Below are 22722 nucleotides of genomic sequence, written 5' to 3'. Positions count from 1 at the left end.
TTTACTCATTTGCCAAACAGTATAGGGCAGTACAGCGATGTCTGGATTTAGGGTGTACTTGACTAAAGTTTTGTTCAACTCCGGTACTGACACGAAAAACCCTTGTCTTTTGGAGATTCTGGAAGTAGGGAAAAAGGCCGTCAGTCGCTAAATTTTAGCAGATTTATAAACTTGGCCACCTGGAGTTTCTCTGAAAAATTCTCCATTATTAAGGAGCTATTACAAGTTGACTTCCGAAAAGTCGATTAACAACCCAAAATGATTGAAGGCTATATGAGCTATCAAAACGCATCGATAGGAGCGTGTTTGTGTAAGGCCTTTTTGGTTTGCGCAAAGACCTTGCTGCTTAAGCTATCCTTGCTTTCTCTACTATTCCTATGCGCAATAAGTCTGACCTTTGGTCAAGGTGAAAATTCATTTAGCTTTTTCACCCATCTACCGACCTCGGACGGCTTTTCCCTAAATCCGGTAAACAGCATCGACCAGGATGAGATGGGACTGATATGGCTGGGCACCCGAAATGGCCTGATGAAATACAACGGGCATGATCTGTCGGTCGTTCGTCGCGAGACTGGTGATGTGGATGATTTGAAGATCAATGACATCTATTCCATCACGGTGGATAGCGCTGGTGTCTGGGTGGGAAGCAAGAAGGGCCTGAGTTTCTTTGATCCCGTGCTGGAGACCTCCCATGATTTTGAGCCGGGCGACAAGGTCACCGTGGCTTCTTCCTTCGTGTACGACGTGCTGAGAGTTGGCGCGTCCGAGGTTTGGATTGCTACCAGAGAGGGCCTTCGGGTGCTGGATGAAGAAAGGGAAGAGGTCAAGATCCATACCTACAGGAGCGGGGACGAGACAAGTCTGAGTTCCACTTTTGTCAGCAAAATCTACAAGACACGAAACGGCGACATCTGGGTGGGTACACAGGATGGGATCAACAGGTTGACTGGGAGAGTAGGGGATAAATTGACTTTCAAGTCCTACGCACCGCAGTCTCTAGGCACTCAAGCAAGACGGCATTTTGACATCACCTGTATCAGGGAAGATCTGATCGGAAATCTATGGATAGGGACGAAGCAAGGCTTGTATTATTTCCGGCCAAATGAAGAACAGTTTGAGCGCTATGGGGATAGGGCAGAGGAAAGCCCGCTCACCAATCAGGAGATAAATGACATCACCTTTGACCACCACAACAGGCTCTGGGTCGGGACCTATGATGGGCTGAACGTACTGGATAACAACCACAAACTGCTGGCGCAGATTCGGCATGATTCCCAAAATCCCAACAGCCTGAAAGGGAATGACGTCAAGGCTTTGTTTACCGATCGCGATGGGGGGGTATGGATCTCCACCTACTTTGGGGGCATCAACTTCTGGAGCGAGAAGCAACTTAATTTTGAGAAAATCCAGGAGCATTTTGGTACCCAGCTCGGCTACAACGTGGTGAGTTCCTTTATGGAAGACCAATATTCCAACATCTATATCGGCACGGAGGGTGCCGGCATCAACATGATGCAATCGGGGCAGGAAGAGTTTACGAAGATCAACAGGCTCGCAGAAGACAATTACATCGGGTCGGTCAAGGATATGCTCTACGAAGACTCCCATCAAGTATGGATCGCAACTTTCAATAGAGGCCTGATACACTATGATCTGAAGACCAAACACTTTGAGGAATACCGCTATGATCCGAGGTCAAGGCCAAATGGCAGCATCTCCACTAACCAATTGCTGGAGTTGGAAAAAGCCCCGGATGGCAAGATTTGGATCGGTACGTTGAACCGCGGGCTGACACTTTTCGATCCTTCTAAAAAGGAATTTCGTCACTTTACAGCCGCCGTAGATTCGGCTTTTATACCCAACAACAACGTGCGGTCGATCCAGAAAACGCGGGCTGGTGATCTGTATGTCGGTACTGGGAAGGGAATCTGTTTTTTGCCCGCCAGCTCATACAGGGAGGGGAATTTCGACTTTCAGGTATTGAAGATGGAAGATGGGCAGGTGAGCAATCTGTACGTGCACGATGTCCTGCAAAGCAGGGGAGAAGACCGGGTTTGGATCGCGGCAAATGATTTCGGCCTGTTTTATGTGAAAGACGATGTGATCTATCCGGTAGGAATTCCCAAGGTGACCAGCGTTTTTGCACTCAGTGAGGACAGCGAAGGGAAGCTCTGGCTCAGCACCGACGAAGGGCTGGTTTCCTATGATCCGGTGTCCGGAAAACACAGGTTGTTTGACAGCAACGATGGAGTGCAGCCGAATGAATTTAATCGGGGGGCGAAAATATATACCAGCTCCGGGAGGATGCTTTTTGGTGGAGCATCGGGGGTGACCTCATTCTATCCCAGCAGGCTGCAAGTGGAGGTGGCGTCGGCTCCGCAGGTAGTCCTCAGCCAGTTTTATGTCTCCGGCCGACAGATCCGGGTCAACGATGGCACGAAGATCCTCGGGCAATCCATCGAATACACCTCTGAGATCACCTTGGACTACGATGAGAATATCTTCTCCATCCACTTCTCCATGCCCAATTATATCAACTCGGACAAGAACACCTACCTCTATCGCCTAAGGGGTTTGGAGGATGAGTGGGTCAAGACGGGCAATCCCTTTGTCTCCTATACCATCCAAAAAGGCGGGGACTATGTGTTTGAAGTGAGGGGGGTAAACAAGGACGGCGTAATCAGCTCCGAAGTCACCAGCTTGGCGATCACCATGAAAAGTGCCCCGTGGCTGACGGGCTGGGCATATTTGCTTTACACCATCCTGGTGCTGTCGGCTTTGTTCGTGTTTATCTTCTTCTTCCGCTCCAGACTGCGACTGCGACATCAGCTCGAGATGGAGACCCGGGAGTTTATGTACCAAAAGGAGTTGAATCAGCAGAAGCTTCAGTTTTTTACCAACATTTCCCATGAGTTCAGGACTCCGCTGACCTTGATATCGGCGCCGCTGGACAAGTTGATCTCGGAGTATAAAGGGCCCAGCGCGGTCTTTAGGCAACTTCAGGTAATCAAGAAAAACACCGACCATCTGTTTAAGCTGATCAATGAACTGATGGATTTTCGAAAGCTGGAAAACAAACAGATGAAACTTCAGGCTGCTGAAGGGAATATCGTCAAGTTTGCCAAGGAGATCTTTTTGTCCTTTTCCCAGCAAGCTAAATTGTATGAATTGGACTATCAGTTCACCACTTCGCAGGAGGATATCCAGGTCTATTTTGACCGGGACAAGTTGGAAAAGGTGCTCTATAACCTCATCTCCAACGCATTTAAGTATACTCCGTCAGGAGGGAAGATCGAGGTGAGCGTGATGCTGGAAGGGGCGAAAGTCCAGATCCATGTGCAGGACTCCGGCATCGGAATTCCCGCGGAGCATTTGGACAAGATCTTTGATAGATTCTATGAAGTGCCGTCCAATGAAAACAAGTCCAAGTTTAAGAAAGGCTCGGGGATCGGCTTGGCGATAGCCAAAAATGTGATGGAGCTTCACAAGGGACAGCTGAAAGTGTTCAGCGAGGAGGGCAAGGGCAGTGACTTTGTGATGGAGATGAGTCTGGGCAGGGACTATTTGTCGGATGAGGAGATCATAGCGCCCTTCCTGAACAGCGAGGACATCTCCAACTATGCAATTCCCGAAGTCGAGAATCCCAATAATCTGCTGGACGGAAGTGAAGAGCACATCAGTCCGCCGGCGGATGCACCTAAGGTCTTTATCGTCGAGGATAATCCGGAGATTGGAGCCTTTGTCCAAAGCGTGCTCTCCAAGGATTACAACACGGTCTTAATAGAAAATGGGGCGCTCGGCTATAAGCATGCGATCTCCGATCAGCCCGATCTGATCATCAGCGACGTGATGATGCCGGTCATGGATGGGATAGAATTCTGTGAAAAGGTCAAATCCGACATCCGCACGAGCCATATCCCATTCATTCTGCTGACCGCCCGGACATCCTTGGTGTATAAATACGACGGGCTCGAGTCCGGTGCGGATGAGTTTCTCAATAAGCCATTTGACTTCAGGGAACTGCTGTTGAAGTGTCGGAATATTCTCAATACCCATGAGAAGCTGCGAAAGAGGATAGCTGAGTCCGGCGAGTTTATTTCCTCCGAAGTCAGTGTCAACTCCAGGGACGAGGAGATGATGAAGAATGCTATACAAATTATAAAAGATAACCTGTCCAATGAGTTTTTTGATATACAACATCTGTGTGAAGAACTGGGTATAAGTAGATCTTTGTTGTTTACCAAGTTTAAAGCCTGGACAAATCAGACACCAAAGGATTTTATCTTGACTTTAAAGATGAAAAAGGCTGCGTCACTGATCGAACAGAATAAGACCAATATAGCCGAAGTGGGATATATACTGGGTTTTAAAGATCCCAATTACTTTTCAAAAGCATTCAAAAAACACTTCGGTATGAGTCCAAGTTCTTATTCATCGCGATTCAAAGAGGAGTTGGGGCTGGATTAGTATAGTTGTAAATAGCTGCTGCTATACGTGTCGTGTCACACTGTTTTCGGGCCAATATTACTAGGGTGGTATTGGCCCATTTTTGTTTAAAACACTGCGAAATCCCAAATCCAATGTCACAACACACTCGCTATATTTTTCTGGTTGATTGCCGCTGGTTTCTTTAAAGTCCATCCACATCGTGGAGCTGATTGACCCCTGTCCATTCCCTTTATCCATATCATCCCATCTCCTCGATCTGAGCCTGTCGGCTTGGATATGATGGATCCTTTCTTTTTCTATAAAAACAGCCATTGCTATCTCCAGAGGGCATAAACGGGCCGATATGTACGAAATTACCTATTATTTGGATTTTATTTTTTTGGAATATATGAAGCTTGGACTGTTCAAAACGGGCATTTGCTCGACTGATTTTCAGGAAAGCTTCCGGGCTTTTGTCGGCAGATGAATAAGAAACTGCACTGCGAAATCAAGCTCGCATAAAGCCCAATGAAATGCGGAGTGACAGAGGCCTTCAAAAGTTTTGAACAAGAAAGATTGAATGTGATTTGATATGATGGAACCCATTGAAGATCTGGTCAGGAACAATTGCCAGTCAAGTGTTGATCTTTATACAAGGGTACGGCCTGATAGATTCCGAGTGATTATGTGATTATTTTAATTTTCGTTTAAATGGATAAAATAAACCTTAAATAACCTTTTGACCCAATAACAGATCCTGAAAATGGATATCTACAAAAATGTAGAAATAGAAACCAATCGAAATTTAAATGGAATTAAGATGATTCATAAAATTTTACAAAGAATAGTATTACTGACCTTGTCGATGCTCTTGTATGGTACGATGGTACTCGCGCAAGAAGCTCCTGTGTCAGGGACAGTAGTATCTGTCGAAGACGGCTTGGGACTGCCCGGAGTGACCGTGATCGTCAAAGGCACCACTGCCGGCACTACGACGGATGTAGATGGCAAGTTCCAGATAAATGCCTCCCCCACTGACGTGCTGGTTTTCTCCTTTATCGGATACAATACCCAGGAGATCAAGGTAGGCAACCAAAGTCAAATCGATGTGACAATGGACTTGGACATGACCCAACTCAATGAGGTGGTCGTGATGGGCTACGGCGAGCAAAACAGGCGAGACCTGACTGGTTCGGTCGTGTCTGTGAAGTCTGAGGAATTGGCGCAGTCGACTCCGGTCGGCGTCTTGGACGGTATGAAGGGACGGATGGCAGGTGTGTCGATCACGTCAAACGGAGGCCCCGGTGAGCCCTCCGACATCCAGATCCGAGGGACATCCACGCTGAATGGCGGTACCGGTCCTCTCTATGTAGTCGATGGACAGCAGCTGGACAATATCGAAAACCTGAACCCGAATGACATTGCTTCCATCGAAGTCTTGAAGGACGGAGCTTCAGCCGCCATCTATGGTTCGAAGTCCGCAAATGGGGTCATCCTCGTCACGACCAAGAAGGGCGCGAGCGGAGCTTCGAAGATCGATGCGAGTTACGTTCGCAGCTACAGCTCTTTGGCAACCAAGATCCCGGTATCCAACACCGAGCAGGCCAGGATATATGAACTGGCCAGAGTTGGCAACAATGCAATAAACCCAGGTCCTCCGGCGGATTCGCTTTCGGCGATGTTTAATCAGGATTTTGACTATCAGGAGATGATCACCCGCGTGGGTATCCGTGACCAGGTAGGACTTGCCCTGAGTGGGGGAAAGGACGATGCCAATTTTTATTGGAATACAGGATATCTCAACCAAGAGGGCATCGTGGACAACTCCGGATTTGAAAGAATCAATACAACCCTAAATGTCAACTTCAATGTTGCAAAGAGACTGAAGCTCGGCACCCGTGTAAATGCTTCCTATATGGAGCGGAATGGCCTGAATGAAGGTTCTATCTTCGGACAGCTGGCTACCCACTTTCCCTATCTGCCTACCCAAGATGCAGATGGCACCTATGTGCCACAGACTTCCAGTCAACAGAACGTAGTCGCCGAAACCATCTTCACAGTTCGGCGAAGCCGAGACTATGTGGGACAGATGTTTACCTATGGCGAGATCGATATCCTGCCTTCGTTGAAGTTTAAGTCGACGCTCGGTATGAACCTGGACCTGAGCAGAAACAACGATTTTGATCCAACTGTGGTGCAGCCGCTGGGCAGTCCGCCCGCAGGCTCTGAGATCACCAATCTGGATTACAGCATTCAGCAGGAAAACTATCTCAGCTACAAAGAAACCTTTGGCGACCACAACCTCACCGGCGTGGTGGGGATCCAGTTTCAGAAATGGCAGTATGAGTATTCCCGATTCCGGTCGGTCAATTTCAACAACGACATCATTCGGACCTTCAACAACGTCGCTGAACTCGACGCTGCCAATACCAACACCACGGGCACCAGCCATTCGCTTGTATCCCAATTTGGACGGGTCACCTATGACTACAAAGGCAAATACCTTTTGGGCGCGACGGTCAGAAGAGACGGCTCGTCCCGCTTTGGATCAGCAAACCAATACGGTGTTTTCCCTGGACTATCCATTGGATGGAGGATCAGTGATGAGGCATTTTGGGATCCTTTGTCTTCCGTCGTATCGGGATTTAAGCTGAGAGCGGGGATCTCCCAAAACGGAAACGAGAGGATCGGCAACTTTGACAGTCGCACGCTTTATTCCCCCGGATTCCTCTACAACGGCCAAAATGGAATTTCCATCACCCAGTTGGGTAACGAAAACCTGTCTTGGGAAACCACACAGCAGTCCTATCTAGGTGCCGACCTCGGCTTTATGGACGGCAGGATCAATGCAAGTTTTGACTACTACGAAAAATTGACCTCAGACTTGCTTTATCCCACCCCACTTCCAGAGGAAACGGGCTTCAGCAGCATCAGCAATAACATCGGTGAGATTAAGAATAAGGGTATTGAGTTTAGCATCAGTGGAGACGTGATCAACAAACCCGACTTCAAATGGTTTTCGAGCTTCAACATCGCTACCAACATCAACGAAGTGGTAGACCTGGCCGAAGACAATGGTCAGATCATCAGGGGTGAATTTATCATCCGAGAGGGTGGGTCGATTGGAGATATGTGGGGATATACCGCGCTGGGTGTTTTTCCATACAATGAATCAAATGCCTTCGATGACAATGGCAACCAGCTGACGCCGATTTTCAATGAGCAAGGTGGATTTATCAGATACGAACAGGACGGACAGACCTATACCGGTAATGTCAACAAGCTGAAAGTTCAAAACCGTGATCTGGTGGGCGGTGACGTGATGTGGAAAGATTGGAATGGTGATTTCAACATCGACCCAAACAACGATAGAACGGTGATCGGAAACGGTTTGCCGAAGCTGTTTGGTGGATTCTACAATGAGTTTGTGTACAAAGGGATCAAACTCTCCGTCATGGTCGACTACAATTTTGGCAATGATATCTATAGAAGCTACGACGAAAGCCGAAACCAAAGACTGGTAAGGACGGTAGTGCCTGGCCCGGACAGGGTAGAGGAAGCTTGGTTTCAACCGGGTGACATTGCGAAATACCCTAGCCTGAACGCCAGCGGTAGCTCCCGAAACAGCTTGGGCCCGAATACTTTTTGGGTCAGCGATGCAGACTTTATCAAGTTGAGATCCTTGAGATTGGACTACTCCATGCCGGCATCGGTGATGGATAAGGTGAGCTTCCTGTCCAATGTTTCAATCTATGCTTCAGGAAACAACTTGTTGACTTGGACCAATTACGAAGGCTACAATGCCGAGTTGGGATCGAGAGGTAATGCGCTCCAGCCTGGCTTGGACAATCTGCGATACCCACTGTACCGAGAATACATATTCGGTGTAAGTGTCAATTTTTGAGGTTTATAGTATTGAAAATCAAGAACAATTACGATATGAGAGTTATACACAAATTAAGAATAGGATTTCTGTTGGCGTCTACCCTTTTCATTTCCCAGGGCTGTAACGACATACTGGAAGAGAATCCACAAAGCGAGATCTCGGACGCGCAATTTTGGAAAACAGAGGCGGATGCACAGGCGGGTGTCGCCGGGATCTACGACGCGCTTCAATCGGCCTATTCCCGAAAGTATTTTGTCTGGGGAGAATTCCGATCCGACAATTTTAAAGCCTCTCCGGCAGGAGAAAATCCCGAAGCGCTACAGCTGACTACCAACAATCTCAATGACCAGAGCCGTAACTATGGAGGCTGGGGTGATACCTACAATGCACTCTTGAGAGCGAACTTGGCGATCAACAATATCCCCAACATCTCCGGCGATGTGAATGGACTCTTGGGCCAGGCACACGCGATACGGGCATTTATCTACTTCGACCTCGTTCGGGTCTTTGGCGATGTTCCCTTGTATCTGGATGTGATCACGGGAGTGAATGACGATATCTATCGTTCGAAGGTCTCCGGCGAGGAGATCATGAACAATGTGATCATCCCCGATATGAAGAAGGCCGAGGAACTCATCCTTACCCCGCGCGACAAGGGAAGATTTTCCCTGTCAAGTGTGTATTCCCTGCAAGCCGAAGTTTACATGCATCTGAAAGAGTATGCTTTGGCAAAACAAGCCCTGGATAAGCTGGAGCAAATGCGTCAGTTTGCCCTGGTCAATACGGCAGAGGATTTTCATGCCCTCTTCCGCAACGAGCCCGAAAGATCTGGTCTGCCTTCCAACCAGATGGAGACTGGACCAGAACTCATCTTCTCCATTGTCCTGAACATAGAGGAAGATCAGGGAGCTGGCGGGATTTATAGCCTGTTTTGGGCTGGCGTACCTCCGTTTTTTATCTCCGACCATTTGGAAAACAAGTGGATAGAGACCTTCCCTACAGATTCTGTCTCTTGGCACGCAAAGTATCCGGACTACACGCCCAAGACCGTCGACGAGAATACCGGCCAGACGATCTACGGTGATTATTTCAGGTACTTGCAGCTCGCTGAGTCGGTGAAGGACCTCGGAGAGAGAAGGTATGGGAAATACAATCTGACAAATTACTCAGGCAATGAGGACGATACGGATGTCGTGGTCTATCGGTATGCGGGCATGCTGCTGCTGAAGGCTGAGGCGGAGATGCAGCTGGGAAACAAAGAGGAAGCAGTGCGGCTGGTCAATAGAGTAAGGCAGGCAAGGGATCTTCCGGGTATTAAGTTGGAAGACTATCCGACTACCGATGATCTCCACAATGCTATCCTTGACGAGCGCCAGTTTGAATTGCTGGCAGAAGGTAAGAGATGGTGGGACCTGATCCGCACAGACAAGGCAGTGGAAGTGATGGGCCCCATCAATGGACAAGGAGAAGACAGGTTGCTTTTCCCGATCTATTTCCAGCATCTGGTGGACAATCCGAAACTGACTCAAACTCCTGGTTACTAATTAAAACTAAAAGGACATGAACTTATATATTAGAAAGGCAAGTAAGCTATTGATTGCAGCAATTGTCGCCATTGCAACTTTCAGTTGCGATCTGGAGCTGCAGAAAGAATGGGAATATGTTCCCCAGCCATTTGGAAATCGGCCGCTGGGAATGACTACCCTCGAGTGGATGGAGATGATCAACAACGATCCCTCCTACAATGACGCAGGTGGCTTACCGGAATTCAAATACCTGTTGGAAGCCATCGAGAAAACTGGGCTGGAAGAGCTCTATCTGGGTCAGGATACCACCAAGACCTTTCTCTTGTTGAGAAATAGCGCTTGGAATGGAAATAATCAGTTGATCCACAACATGACTGGAAACAGGAACTACCCCGTGGATTCCATCAGTGCCGAAAGACTCGAGCATGTGCTGAAGTACCATATCATCGATGAGTACCTGTCTCAGCCTGCGATTCCGAAGAATGATTTCTTCCTGTACTACCAGACCTTGGTTCCCGGTGATACAGGCGTGATAGAGATCAATAAGCGCTTGTTTGATCAGTCTATCCGGATAAACACGACCATCGCGAGGATTGGCTCTCCATCTACGCCAAGCAATATGCCCAGTACTTCCAGAGGTACGGCGGTGAATCTGCACAACTTCATTTTCACCAATGGTATCGGGCATCAGCTTAACAGCTATGTGAGGTATCAGCCCTTTTAAGCATCCATTTACAGCAAGAGGAAAGGTAGGCGGCAGCGCTTACCTTTCTTTTGATCCTGTCCTCGGGGAAACTTGCCCTGATCCCTAGGTGCCACAAGCACAGGACAGACAGGTGGGTTCTGGGGTATAATTTGGAGTTCCCTGTAATTCCCACTAAGTCATTTATCACGTCAGGACATCAATTAAGAATTCGCCCAATTTAATGAACAAGTTTATAGCACTCATTTGCCTTTTTGGCCTGCAAGTCCATGCGAACAATGGCTTCGCACAGAAATCCAATACCTCCCCGGACCGGCCCAATATTATCTTCATCCTGACGGATGACCAGCGGTTTGACGCCATAGGCTACGCCGACAATAAGTTTGTCCAGACTCCCGAGATGGATAGGCTCGCAGAGACGGGAGTCTATTTCGAGACGGCGATTGTGACCACCCCGATCTGCGCAGCCAGCCGGGCCAGCTTATTCACCGGGCTCTATGAGCGATCCCATAATTTCAATTTCCAAACCGGCAATATCCGGGACGAGTACATGGAGGATTCCTATCCGACTGTCTTGAAAAACAACGGGTACTACACTGCCTTTTTTGGAAAATACGGTGTAACGTATGATCATCTGGAAAAGCAGTTTGACGAGTATGATTCCTATGATCGCAACAATCAATATCCAGACAGAAGAGGGTATTACTACAAGACCATTGATGGAGATACGGTTCACCTGACCCGATACACCGGACAACAAGCCCTCGATTTCATCGACAAGGCGCCCTCCAATCAGCCCTTTAGTTTGTCCCTGAGTTTCAGCGCTCCCCATGCCCACGACGGGGCTCCGGAGCAGTACTTTTGGCAAACCAGCACCGATCAATTGCTTCAGAATACCACCATTCCTCCGGCAGCACTCAGCGAGGACAAGTACTTTCTCTCCCAGCCACAGTTTGTGAGGGATGGATTCAACCGTTTGAGATGGACCTGGCGATACGATACTGAGGAAAAATACCAACACAGCCTCAAAGGCTACTATCGCATGATTTCGGGTATTGACCTGGAGATCGCCAAGATTCGTCAAAAGCTGGCCGAAAAGGGACTTGATAAAAACACCGTGATCATCCTGATGGGCGACAACGGATACTTCCTCGGAGAGCGTCAATTGGCGGGTAAATGGCTGATGTATGACAATTCGGTGCGCGTTCCATTGATCATCTATGATCCGCGTGTAGGCAAGCATCAGGATGTGAAAGACATGGTGCTGAACGTGGATGTCCCGGCCACCATCGCAGATCTGGCTGGTGTCGAGGCTCCCGCAAGCTGGCATGGAAAAAGCCTCCTGCCCATAGTTACAGGCAAGGATCAGAAAGTCGGCAGAGATACCGTGTTGATCGAACATATCTGGGAGTTTGATGAGATACCGCCCAGCGAAGGTGTCCGTACCGAGGAGTGGAAATATTTCCGCTATGTCAACGACCAGACTGTGGAGGAGCTGTATCATCTGAAGGATGACCCTCAGGAGATAAACAATCTGGTCCATGATTCTCAATACAAGGCCGTTGCTGATAAGCTTCGAGCCAAGACGGATGAGCTGATCACCAAATACAGCAATAAGTATAGAGCGGCACCTTCGCACCTGACCGTGGAACTCATTGCTGATCCACAGGCTGCGGTGGAAATCGTCGATACCAAGCCGGAATTTGGCTGGAGGGTACCGGAGTATGCCAAGTCCCAATCTGCTTACCAGATTCTGGTAAGCTCCAGCGAGGAGCAGATAAATTCCAATCTGGGTGATGTATGGAACAGTGCCCAAGTACGGACCGCGAAATCTACCAACGTGGAATACCAGGGCAAGGCATTGGAAGTGGGAAAGAACTACTACTGGAAAGTGAGGATCTGGGACGATGAAAATCGAGTCGTGGACTATTCCAAGCCGCAGAAATTCACGGTGGGAAAAAATGCAAATGGCATGATCGCCACGGCCAATGTCAGGAATGCAAATGGGGTGAAGTCACGGGATCTTGAGGAAGCGAGTGCATTTGAAAGCTCAGATGCTATCCTCAATGAAGTATGGGGATTGTCCAAATCTTCCCTCGAATCCAGCTCGGCTAGTGGGAGTCAAACCTCTTTTGAATCAAAAGCCTACCTGAATCAGCTTAGCCAATACAGCGTCAGTGCCGATTATGCAGCGGCCAGAACGGCGATAGAGTACTTCATGGAGCATCCCACTGGGACTACGGAATGGCAGCTGCATGTGGCATTGATGTTTTATGCGGACTACATGTACACCGGGAATACCGAATTGATTGAGAAATACTATGATGCACTGAAGTATAAGACACTCTATGCCTCGGCAAAGGGGGATGGATTGATCACTTCTACCAAGATGGATCATGACTACATGCGGAAGCTGGGATTTAATGATGGTTTTGAAAAGGGGCTCACGGATATCGTAGACATGCCTGCGGCAAAGGGTGAAGGACAGGAGGCTATTGGGAATCTGGACGGATTTGTCTTCAAGCCATACAATACCGTGGTCAATGCATTCTTTTATGAAAATATGAGGATCATGGCTGAGTTTGCCAAGATCATGGGCAAAGCCCAAGAAGCGCTGGAATTTGACTACCGAGCTGCACAGGTGAAGAAGTCGCTCAATGAGCAAATGTTTGATCCTAAAAGGGGCGTGTACGTGGACGGCATCGATACCGACCATGCATCCCTTCACGCCAACATGATGCCCTTGGCTTTCGGGTTGGTGCCTGAGGAGTACAAGGACTCTGTTGTGGAATTTATCAAATCGCGGGGGATGGCCTGCAGCGTGTATGGCTCCCAGTATCTGATGGAGGGGCTCTATCGCGCCGCTGATCAGGATTATGCCCTTTCCCTCTTGGTGGGCACCGGTGATCGGAGTTGGTCTCATATGATTCGTCAGGAATCATCCATGGAGGGCGAGGCTGTGAATAGCCTCGACTGGGATCATCCGTGGGGAGCCGTTCCGGCCAACATCATCCCTCGAGCTTTGTGGGGAATACAGCCTAAAACTCCCGGCTTTGGTATCGCCCGGATCCAACCCCAACTGAGCACACTCAAGTCAAGCGCTGTCGAAGTTCCGACTGTATTGGGACCCATCAAAGCCAACTATGTCTTCAACAATGCAAGGTTGCAGACCTATGAGATTGAAATACCCGCCAACATGGTAGCCGAGCTATCCCTGAGTGGACTGGAAGGAAAGGACCTGATCCACAACGGCCAAAAAGTCGCCACAGCTTTCGGTACCATCAGGCTTGAGCCTGGCAAACACAGCATCTTGCTAAAAGTCAACTCTTTCTGATTTGCCAAAAAGGCAAGCTTGGTGTGGTTTGAAAGGGGGTGAAAGTCCCCGAGTCGATTTAACCTCCTGACTGCTGCCAGGAAAATTCAGCGTTTCAATAACCTCAAATCCAATTAGCCCTGTGAAGATATTTTCCAAAAAGACATTCAAAAGCCGTGCTTTAACACTGCCCTGTATCCTGGTCCTTTTGGCTATGGTTTCATGGGCTTGCAATACTCAGCAATCGGGCAGCGGATCGGCTAAGGATAGTTCCGCTCAGCTCCCAAAACGCCCCAATATCCTGTGGCTAGTGACCGAAGATATGGGAGCCTATATCCCCGCTTTTGGAGATTCCAGCGCCGTTACGCCAAATTTGAACCGCCTGGCAAGAGAGGGGGTCATCTACACCAATCTCTATTCCACCTCGGGAGTGTGTGCGCCGAGCAGAGCGGCTATCGCTACGGGAATGTATCCTTCCAGCATCGGGGCCAATCATATGCGAACTGATTCTTATACCGAAGTGACTGGACTTCCAAAATATGAAGCTGTTCCTGGGCCCGAGGTGAGGATGGTCAGTGAGCTGCTTCGAGAGAAAGGATATTACACAAGTAATAATTACAAAGAAGACTATCAGTTTAAAGCTCCCGTGACCGCTTGGGACGAGAGTAGCCCCTATGCGCACTGGAGAAATAGGGCGGAAGACCAGCCCTTTTTCTCAATATTCAACTTTACCACGACACACGAGTCGGGACTTTTTGAGCCTTATGGGTTCCGACATATAGAGATGAGGCATTACCATGCGGGTGATACCACCTATAAGTGGGCGCCGGGCAATATGACGGAAGAGGAAACACCTGTGCATGTCCCCAAAGACCAGGAATTTGCCGTGCCGCCCTACCTTCCCAATACCCCTGTAGTACAGCGGGATATGTGGAAGCTCTACAATAATATCTCCGAAATGGACCAACAACTGGGAGCAATCCTCGCCCAATTGGAAGAAGACGGACTGCTGGAAAATACAATTATCGTCTTCTATGGAGACCATGGTGGACCGCTTCCCCGAGAGAAGCGCCTGATCTATGACTCCGGGTTAAATACCCCCATGATTATCCGATTTCCCAATTCTTGGAGGGCGGGCGAGACGGATGAGCAGCTATTGAGCTTCGTGGATTTTGCGCCGACACTTCTTTCCTTGATTGGTGAAAAACCCCTTGAGTACATGCAGGGGCAGGCTTTTCTCGGAGACTATCAGGCCGAGGACGAACGGCAATACATCCATGGCGCGGCGGATCGCTTTGACGAGATCACTGATGCTATCCGGGCTGTTCGCGATAGCCGATTTAAGTACATCAGAAATTACCGACCCAATCAAGGCTACTATCTGCCCATATCCTATCGGGAGCAAATTCCGACGATGCAGGAATTGTTGCGCCTGAAGCAGGAGGGGGGATTGAATGACGATCAGGCGCAGTGGTTTCGGGAATCCAAACCCAAGGAGGAGCTGTATGATTGTGAAGTGGATCCTTTTGAGCTAAACAATCTGGCCGAAGACCCCAAGTACCAGGATAAGCTCAGGGAACTGAGCAGGGAGATGGATCGCTGGCTGACTGATATCGGCGACATTCCCAATTTTCCCGAGCGAGACCTGATCCATCGACTTTGGGCGGGCGAGGATCGCAAGCCGACGACCGCTGATCCCGAAGTGGTCGTCAGCAGCGGCAGAGCTGAAATCACATCTGCCACAGCAGGCGCATCCCTGGGATACAAGATTGTCCGTGCCAATGGCGAGCAATCACCTGATTGGGAGATCTATCAAAAACCCATAGACCTGGCCGATGGAGAGACTGTCTGGGCAAAAGCCCATAGGATAGGCTACAACCCAAGTCAGATTATCAAACAAGGCTTAAACTAGGAACCAGACCAAGATGAACAGAAGAAAATTTATCCATAGGACCGCCTTGACCGGTATAGGTCTTTCCTTGCCCTTAGCGCAACTTTTTGCCAAAGGAAGCGGCATCGCCAATCATTCGGAAGAATACCGGGAGCTGGTCTTTGGGCTTTTGAAGGAATGGTGTGACGGGATGATCAAGGTTCAGATCATTGACCCTTCCAATCCCAAAGTGCACGGCCTGCTGGACTGTCCGGCCTGCGAAACTATCCATGGACGGGTTTCTGATGCTGTTTATCCCTTTTTCTACCTAGCCAAGGCTACAGGGGAGAAAAAATACCTGGATGCCGGCATCGCCGTGTTTGAGTGGAGCCAAAATGTCTCCCATCCCGATGGAAGTTGGACAAATGACCTCGATCCCAAGTCCTGGAATGGGACAACCGTATTTGGAGCGATAGCACTGGCCGAGACGCTGAAATATCACGGGGATCTGCTGGATGCTACGCGTCGGCAGACTTGGACGGATCGATTGAGTGAAGCAGCGGAATTCATCTACATGAAATTCCCTACGATCGATGCGACTAACGTGAACTACGGCGCGACCAACGTCTACGCGATGAACCTGATTGGTAGTCTGCTGAGCGAGCCAAAGTATACCGCCCTCAGCAAAAAACTCGCCTCCGAGGTGAAGAGCTATTTCACCCAGCCCAATGCCCTCTTGTATGGAGAGATGAAGCCCTCTGCACATAAATTGAGCGAAAAGGGGCTTTTAGGCGTGGATTTGGGCTATAATGTGGAGGAGTCGTTGAATAGCCTGGTCATGTACGCCTTGCACGAAAAGGATGAGGAACTGCTCGGGATTTTGCAAAAGTCCCTGGAAGGCCATCTGGAGTTTATGCTGCCGGACGGAGGCTTTGACAATAGCTGGGGCACAAGGATGTTTAAGTGGACCTACTGGGGGAGCCGCACGTCTGATGGATGCCAACCCGCATTCAGCCTGATGGCGGGCTATAATCCTGCCTTTGGCACCGCCGCCGTCAAAAACACGGAACTGCTCAAGCGATGCACGGCTGACGGACTGCTTCACGGTGGTCCCCACTATGTGTCTCATGGGGTCAAGCCCTGCATCCACCATACTTTTACCCATACCAAATCACTGGCGGTGATCTTGGATCATTGGGATCAGATGCCCAAGGTCGACGTATCAAATCCCCTTCCCCGTGCCGAGTCCGATGGGCTCAGGTACTTTGAGGAATTGGATACTGTGTTGTTTGCTAGGGGAGACTGGAGAGGAACGGTGTCGGCCTATGATGCTGAGTACAATCCCAAGATGGACCTTCGTCAGGCCACCGGCAATTCCTTGAGCGTCTTGTATCACGATCAGGTGGGATTGCTCTGCGCAGCCAGCCTGGCAGTGTACAAACTGATGGAGCCCCTAAACCAACAGGATGCGCCCGGCAAGGACATCGCCTTGACTCCGCGCCTGGAGACATTCCGCGGGGGCCAATGGTTTACCAACCTATTTGACCTGCCTGCCAGCTTTTCGACTGATGACCAAGATGGTGAGATCAGTATCTCGGGGGATGTGAAGTTGAAAAATGAGGCAAGGGAAATTGTGCAAGGCTCCGCTTCTGACTTTAGGATCAGTTATCTGTGTTCCGAGTCGGGCATGCGGATCAAGGCAGAGACTGATCAAACTTTGCAGGAGAAAACCTCATTTACGCTACCTATCATTTCCAAAAATGACGAGCCCGTCGAGCAGCCGGAGGAGCATGTGATCATCATCACCAAGCCTGGAGGTAAGGTGAGGATAGTAGCCAATGTGCCGCTGACGATTATCGAGACAGCCAAAAACCGGACGTTCAATATGGTGCCCGGAATGGAAGCCCTGCCGATCAAAGCAGACTTCGTCACAGGAGCTGTGGAGTTGACGATCACCGTAATTTGAATTATTTGACTCGAAAGTTATAACGCGTGATGATGCGAAACATTTACATAAAACTAGGAGCCTTGATCTGTTTCTTCTTGATGGCTGTGACAGGCCCTCTGAAGGCACAGCAGGCAAAGAACGTTCTGATTTTTTTGGTGGATGACCTGAGGCCAGAGCTTGGCAGTTATGGCAATACCCTCATCAAAACACCGCATACAGACAAGCTGGCGGCAGAGGGGATGGTATTCAACAGCGCCTATGCCCAGCAGGCGATTTGTGCTCCTTCCCGGATGAGTATATTGACAGGCCTAAGGCCGGAGACGATCGGGATTTACGACATCTTCACTCCCTTGCGGAGCGTTCACAAAGACATGTTGACCATGCCTCAGTTTTTTAAGAAAAACGGTTTTACGACGGTCAGTATAGGAAAAGTCTACCATCATGGCCATGACGACCAGGAAAATTGGACTGTCTATTTTCCAAAAGAACCCAACAGCTACTTGGATCCTGACAACGCCAAACTGATGGCCAGGCTGGAGGCCGAAGGGAAGGGAGGTAATGGCCCAGCCTATGAAAGTGCCGACGTAGAAGACGAGGGGTACAAGGATGGACGGGTCGCCAGAGATGCCATAGAGACCCTCGCCCAGCTGGGGGATGAGAGATTTTTGATGGTCGTCGGCATGAGCAAACCTCACCTGCCTTTCAATGCTCCCAAAAAATATTGGGACCTCTACGATAGGGGGTCTTTGGTGGTTCCCTCCCGCAGCAAGCCTGAGCACATGTTTTCGATGGCTTTGACCAACTGGAACGAGTTGCGTGGCTACCATGGAATACCCGCCGAGGGTGACTTGGATGATGAACTGACCCGGACGCTGATCCACGGCTATTACGCATCTGTGAGTTACATTGACGCCCAGGTGGGCAAGGTCATGGATGCACTCGATACCTTGGGACTTCGGGAGGAGACGCTGGTGGTGTTTATGAGCGACCACGGTTATAAGATCGGAGAATATGGTGCCTGGTGCAAGCATTCCAATTTTGAATTGGATGTCCGGGTGCCTTTGATCATCAGTGCCGGAAAGTCCCAGAAGAAAACCAACACGAGCGATGCTTTGGTGGAAAATATCGACGTTTTCCCAACTATAGTCGAAGCATGCGGCCTCGAGCGGCCCAGTCTGGAAGGGAAAAGTCTGATGCCATTGCTCGAGTCTCCCGGCCAAGGCTGGGCTGAAGCAGCTTACAGCCTGTATCCCCGAGGTGAGAAAGTTATGGGCTGCACGGTTACCGATGGGCAGTGGCGCTATACCGAATGGAGAGATAGCAGGTCACAGGAGATCAAAGGAGTGGAACTCTATTCTGTAGGGGAAAAGGTAAGGGCTGAAGCGAATCTGGCGGGATATGCCAAATACCAAAAAGACGAGGAGTCCATGCGCTTACTGCTCGAAAAGCGGTTTCCGCGGAATAGAGCCTCGTTTTATTGATTGGATGCAGGCGGGTTTGTTTAAAACAGAATTCAAGAATTTATAGCCTGAAGTAGGTTGAAAGTTCTGGCACTCTGCCTGTCCTATATGGGACGTTGTCATATTACAGGAATACTATGAGGGAAAATATCTTAGCCGTTTTGCTTTCATCCTTATTGATCTTCTCCTGCGCCGAGAAGAAAGAGGAAAGACCCAATATCATCTTGATAATGGGGGACGATATTGGTATTTCGGATATTGGCCCTTATGGTGGAGAGATCGAAACCCCAAACCTCGATCGTTTGGCAGAGGGAGGATTGAGGTTCACCACTTTTTACAATATGGCCAAGTGCAATCCCACTAGATCATCGCTGCTAACTGGCCTGTATACTGGGGGAAATGGCGCTGTACACCTGGCAAATTTGACCAAAAACGCAGGCTACTCGAATATTATGAGTGGAAAAGAACACTTTGATCCATGGGTGCCTGAGTACTGTAAGGCAGAGAACGTATTCGACCATTCATTTTATTTTTGGGCGACTACAGAATATTTCTTGCCTCCCTCCGGGGAGTTTGAGGAACCGTTTTTTCTTGAAGGAAGGGAATTAAAGGCGACTGAAATTGAATATGAAAAGTCGCCGATGTATAAGACGGATTTCATCACGGACTATGCTTTGAAATGGTTAAAGGAATCCTTTCAACAGGATGCCCCATTCTTTCTTTACCTGCCTTACCATGCCGCCCATTTTCCGCTACAGGCCCGACCTGAAGACATAGAAAAGTATAGAGGGAAATATCGTGTAGGTTGGGATAAGCTTCGGCAGGATCGTTTTGAGCGGATGCAAAAATTGGGAGTGCTCCCACAGTCTGCAAAATTAAGTCCGCCGGAGGATAATTTGAACAAAGCTCGTGGACCGTTCATCTCCGATTATACAGATTATTACCCATGGGATAGCTTGTCTGAAGGGCAAAAAGACTCGCTGGATCTTGAAATGGCGGTGTATGCTGCAATGGTTGACCGCATGGATCAAAATATCGGACGTGTTTTGAAAATGCTCGAGGAGAATGGGAAGTTGGAAAACACATTGATCATGTATTTGAATGATAATGGGTCCTGTCCCTTCTACACAAACAAGATTCCGGATGTACAGCCAGGGCCTGCCGACTCCTACTGGAGTTTGCGTACCTCCTGGGCGAACTTAGGAAATACGCCTTATCGACAATACAAGCAATGTGGCCATGAAGGGGGAAGCCATACACCTTTTATAGCCTATTGGTCAGGTAAGATACCGCCCAATACCATTACCCATCAGCCAGGACATGTCGTAGATATCGCCCCTACATTTTTGGATTTATTGGATATTCAATATCCAGACTCTATAAAAGGCTATCCTACTTTACCACTTCATGGAAGTTCGTTATTGCCTGTTTTTTTGGGAGAAGAGCGAAAGGAACCAGACTATTTTATGTCAGGACTGGAAAAATTCAGGATGTTTAGAAGTGGTGATTACAAAATTGTCAGACTCAACGGCGGGGCTTGGGAATTATACAATATTAAAGATGATCCCACCGAGCTTGTGAATTTGGCTGATTCCTTACCCAATAAAGTCAATGAATTGTCAAATTATCATGCTAGCACCCAATCGGATGCAATCAAGAAGCCTTAGCGACTTCAATTACTCTATCGAACCATGAGATGAATAAGATAATACGAGTACTGCTGTCTGTCCTTTTTATGTGTCGGCTGTCTGATTCAATAGCGCAAACAAGCGACGGGCCTTCGGATAAGCCTAATGTCCTGTTTATCTCCGTTGATGATTTGAATAATTGGATAGGGGTCCTCAATAATTTCTCCCATACCAAGACGCCCAATATTGACAAACTGGCGGCCAAAGGCGTGCTTTTTTCCAACGCACACAGTCAAGCTCCCCTGTGTCGGCCCTCACGGGCTTCCATCATGACGGGACTGCGTCCCTCGACTACGGGTATCTATGGGATGATCAGTGACGAAAAAATCAGATCTGAAAATCCGACGACCTCAGAAACAACTTTTCTCCCCGAGTATTTCAGAGAGCAGGGCTATCATACCATGGGTATCGGAAAGTTGTTTCATGACCATGCCCCCGAGGGCGTCTTTGCGGAGTCTGGAGGTAGGGAAAAAGGATTCGGTCCCTTGCCCGATAAGCGCTTCGTCTGGGATGGTTTCGGTACCTCAGATCGCAAAAACTATGGACGTACCAGTACCGATTGGGGAGCTTTTCCCGAGTACGATTCTCTGATGCCGGATCATCAGTCGGTGGACTGGGTGATCGAACGATTACACAAGGAATATGACAAGCCCTTCTTTATGGGCTTGGGATTTTTGAGACCACATGTACCGCTCTATGTACCTCAAAAATGGTTTGACATACACCCTCTGAGTGACATTAAGGTAGCTCCTTACCTGTCAAATGATCTCGATGATATTCCGGATGTTGGACTTAAAATCAATGATTTGCCCATGATGCCCTCTACCGAGTGGGCGATTGAATCCGGTGAATGGAAGAAAATAATCCAAGCCTACTTGGCATGTGTCAGTTTTGTCGACTACGAGATAGGACGGGTAATGGATGCACTGGAGGAAGGCGGGCATGCCGACAATACCGTGGTTGTCCTGTGGTCAGACCATGGTTATAGACTGGGGGAGAAAGGGACTTTTGCCAAGCATGGCCTATGGGAGTCTGCGACCAAAGCGCCGCTGCTGTTTGTCGCTCCAACTCTGCCAAAGGGAAAAGTGATAGACTCTCCGGCTGAGATGCTCTCGATCTATCCGACGCTCTTGGAGCTATGTGGCTTGCCCGCCTATGACAAGAACGAGGGAAAAAGTCTGGTGGCGACCATGCGAGGGAAAAACCATGACAAGAACGCTTACGCCCTTACAACCTATGGGATGAACAACCATGCGGTCAAGGTGTATCGCTTCCGATACATCCGCTACGAGGATGGCACGGAGGAATTGTATGACCACGAAGTAGACCCCAATGAATTTACCAACCTCGCTGGCAATCCCCGATACGCAAAGGAAATCAAGAGGCTCAAAAAGTTGCTGCCGGAGCATAACTCCACCTGGGATCCCAACTCATCCTATACCTTTCAGCCTTACTTTGTGGAGCAGAAAGCCCGGACCAGCGGCAGTGACGGCAAGCCGGTGAAGGTGATTGGTGCGGATAGATAGCGCTGAAAGTCAAGTTGCCTTCTGCGCCTTCCCTCTACTTATTGAGTTTGGTTTTCCCGGCAGTGATATCTGAGAGGATCAAGTGTGTGGTCGTATGGCCGTACTCCATGATAGAATCTATGTAGCGCTGAAGATGAAGCTGATCTTTTAGTACCAGTTTCATATGGACATTGTCGCTGCCGAGTATTCTATGGCATTCCTTGATTTCCGGGTAGTTTGGCACGATGGTCAGGAATTCCTTGAGTTTGCCATGGAATATTTTCAATAGCATAAAAGCTTCAATCGTCTGCCCCAACTACTCTTATGGTTTAAGCAAGGGGATGGATATAATTTTTCTCATATTCTCGACCTTGATTGATGATTGCGAAAATTCG

Annotated in this window: 11 protein-coding genes; 10 read left to right on the top strand and 1 reads right to left on the bottom strand. The window is 48.9% G+C overall.

The window, feature by feature from the left end:
- Window positions 1–273 precede the first annotated feature (273 nt).
- The 10 genes from ABD031_RS16515 (at window position 274) to ABD031_RS16470 (ending at window position 22348) form a co-directional block, all read left to right on the top strand.
- Window positions 274–4467 carry a hybrid sensor histidine kinase/response regulator transcription factor gene (locus tag ABD031_RS16515; protein WP_343853471.1) on the top strand — a complete coding sequence of 1398 codons (4194 nt, stop codon included), beginning with the start codon at window positions 274–276 and terminating at the stop codon, window positions 4465–4467.
- 781 nt (window positions 4468–5248) lie between these two features.
- Window positions 5249–8332, top strand: a complete 3084-nt coding sequence (locus ABD031_RS16510; protein ID WP_343853469.1) for a SusC/RagA family TonB-linked outer membrane protein — start codon at window positions 5249–5251, stop codon at window positions 8330–8332.
- Window positions 8333–8367: 35 nt separating this feature from the next.
- Entirely contained in the window at window positions 8368–9858 is a 1491-nt protein-coding gene (locus ABD031_RS16505; protein WP_343853467.1) for a RagB/SusD family nutrient uptake outer membrane protein, read from the top strand.
- 16 nt (window positions 9859–9874) lie between these two features.
- Entirely contained in the window at window positions 9875–10564 is a 690-nt protein-coding gene (locus ABD031_RS16500; RefSeq protein ID WP_343853465.1) for a fasciclin domain-containing protein, read from the top strand.
- A gap of 202 nt (window positions 10565–10766) precedes the next feature.
- Window positions 10767–13877 carry a sulfatase-like hydrolase/transferase gene (locus ABD031_RS16495; RefSeq protein ID WP_343853463.1) on the top strand — a complete coding sequence of 1037 codons (3111 nt, stop codon included), beginning with the start codon at window positions 10767–10769 and terminating at the stop codon, window positions 13875–13877.
- A gap of 121 nt (window positions 13878–13998) precedes the next feature.
- A complete protein-coding gene (locus tag ABD031_RS16490; RefSeq protein WP_343853461.1) occupies window positions 13999–15768 on the top strand; it encodes a sulfatase family protein in 1770 nt (589 codons plus the stop codon).
- Between the two features lie 13 nt (window positions 15769–15781).
- Window positions 15782–17692: an ulvan lysase-like protein gene (locus tag ABD031_RS16485; protein WP_343853459.1), complete on the top strand. Its 1911-nt coding sequence runs from the start codon at window positions 15782–15784 to the stop codon at window positions 17690–17692.
- A gap of 29 nt (window positions 17693–17721) precedes the next feature.
- Complete coding sequence (locus tag ABD031_RS16480) at window positions 17722–19155, top strand: sulfatase (RefSeq protein WP_343853457.1); 1434 nt, start codon at window positions 17722–17724, stop codon at window positions 19153–19155.
- Window positions 19156–19271: 116 nt separating this feature from the next.
- On the top strand, window positions 19272–20801 hold the full coding sequence (locus tag ABD031_RS16475; protein ID WP_343853455.1) for an arylsulfatase: 1530 nt from the start codon (window positions 19272–19274) through the stop codon (window positions 20799–20801).
- A 29-nt stretch (window positions 20802–20830) separates the two neighbouring features.
- Window positions 20831–22348, top strand: a complete 1518-nt coding sequence (locus ABD031_RS16470; RefSeq protein WP_343853453.1) for a sulfatase — start codon at window positions 20831–20833, stop codon at window positions 22346–22348.
- Window positions 22349–22382: 34 nt separating this feature from the next.
- Here the strand turns inward: ABD031_RS16470 and ABD031_RS16465 are convergent, their stop codons facing one another.
- On the bottom strand, window positions 22383–22619 hold the full coding sequence (locus ABD031_RS16465) for an Lrp/AsnC ligand binding domain-containing protein (RefSeq protein WP_343853451.1): 237 nt from the start codon (window positions 22617–22619) through the stop codon (window positions 22383–22385).
- Window positions 22620–22722 lie beyond the last annotated feature (103 nt).

Source organism: Algoriphagus jejuensis (assembly GCF_039523455.1).
GTDB classification, from domain to species: Bacteria; Bacteroidota; Bacteroidia; order Cytophagales; family Cyclobacteriaceae; genus Algoriphagus; species Algoriphagus jejuensis.
Note: the sequence above shows the minus strand (reverse complement) of the source record. Positions and strands in the feature narration are given on the sequence as shown.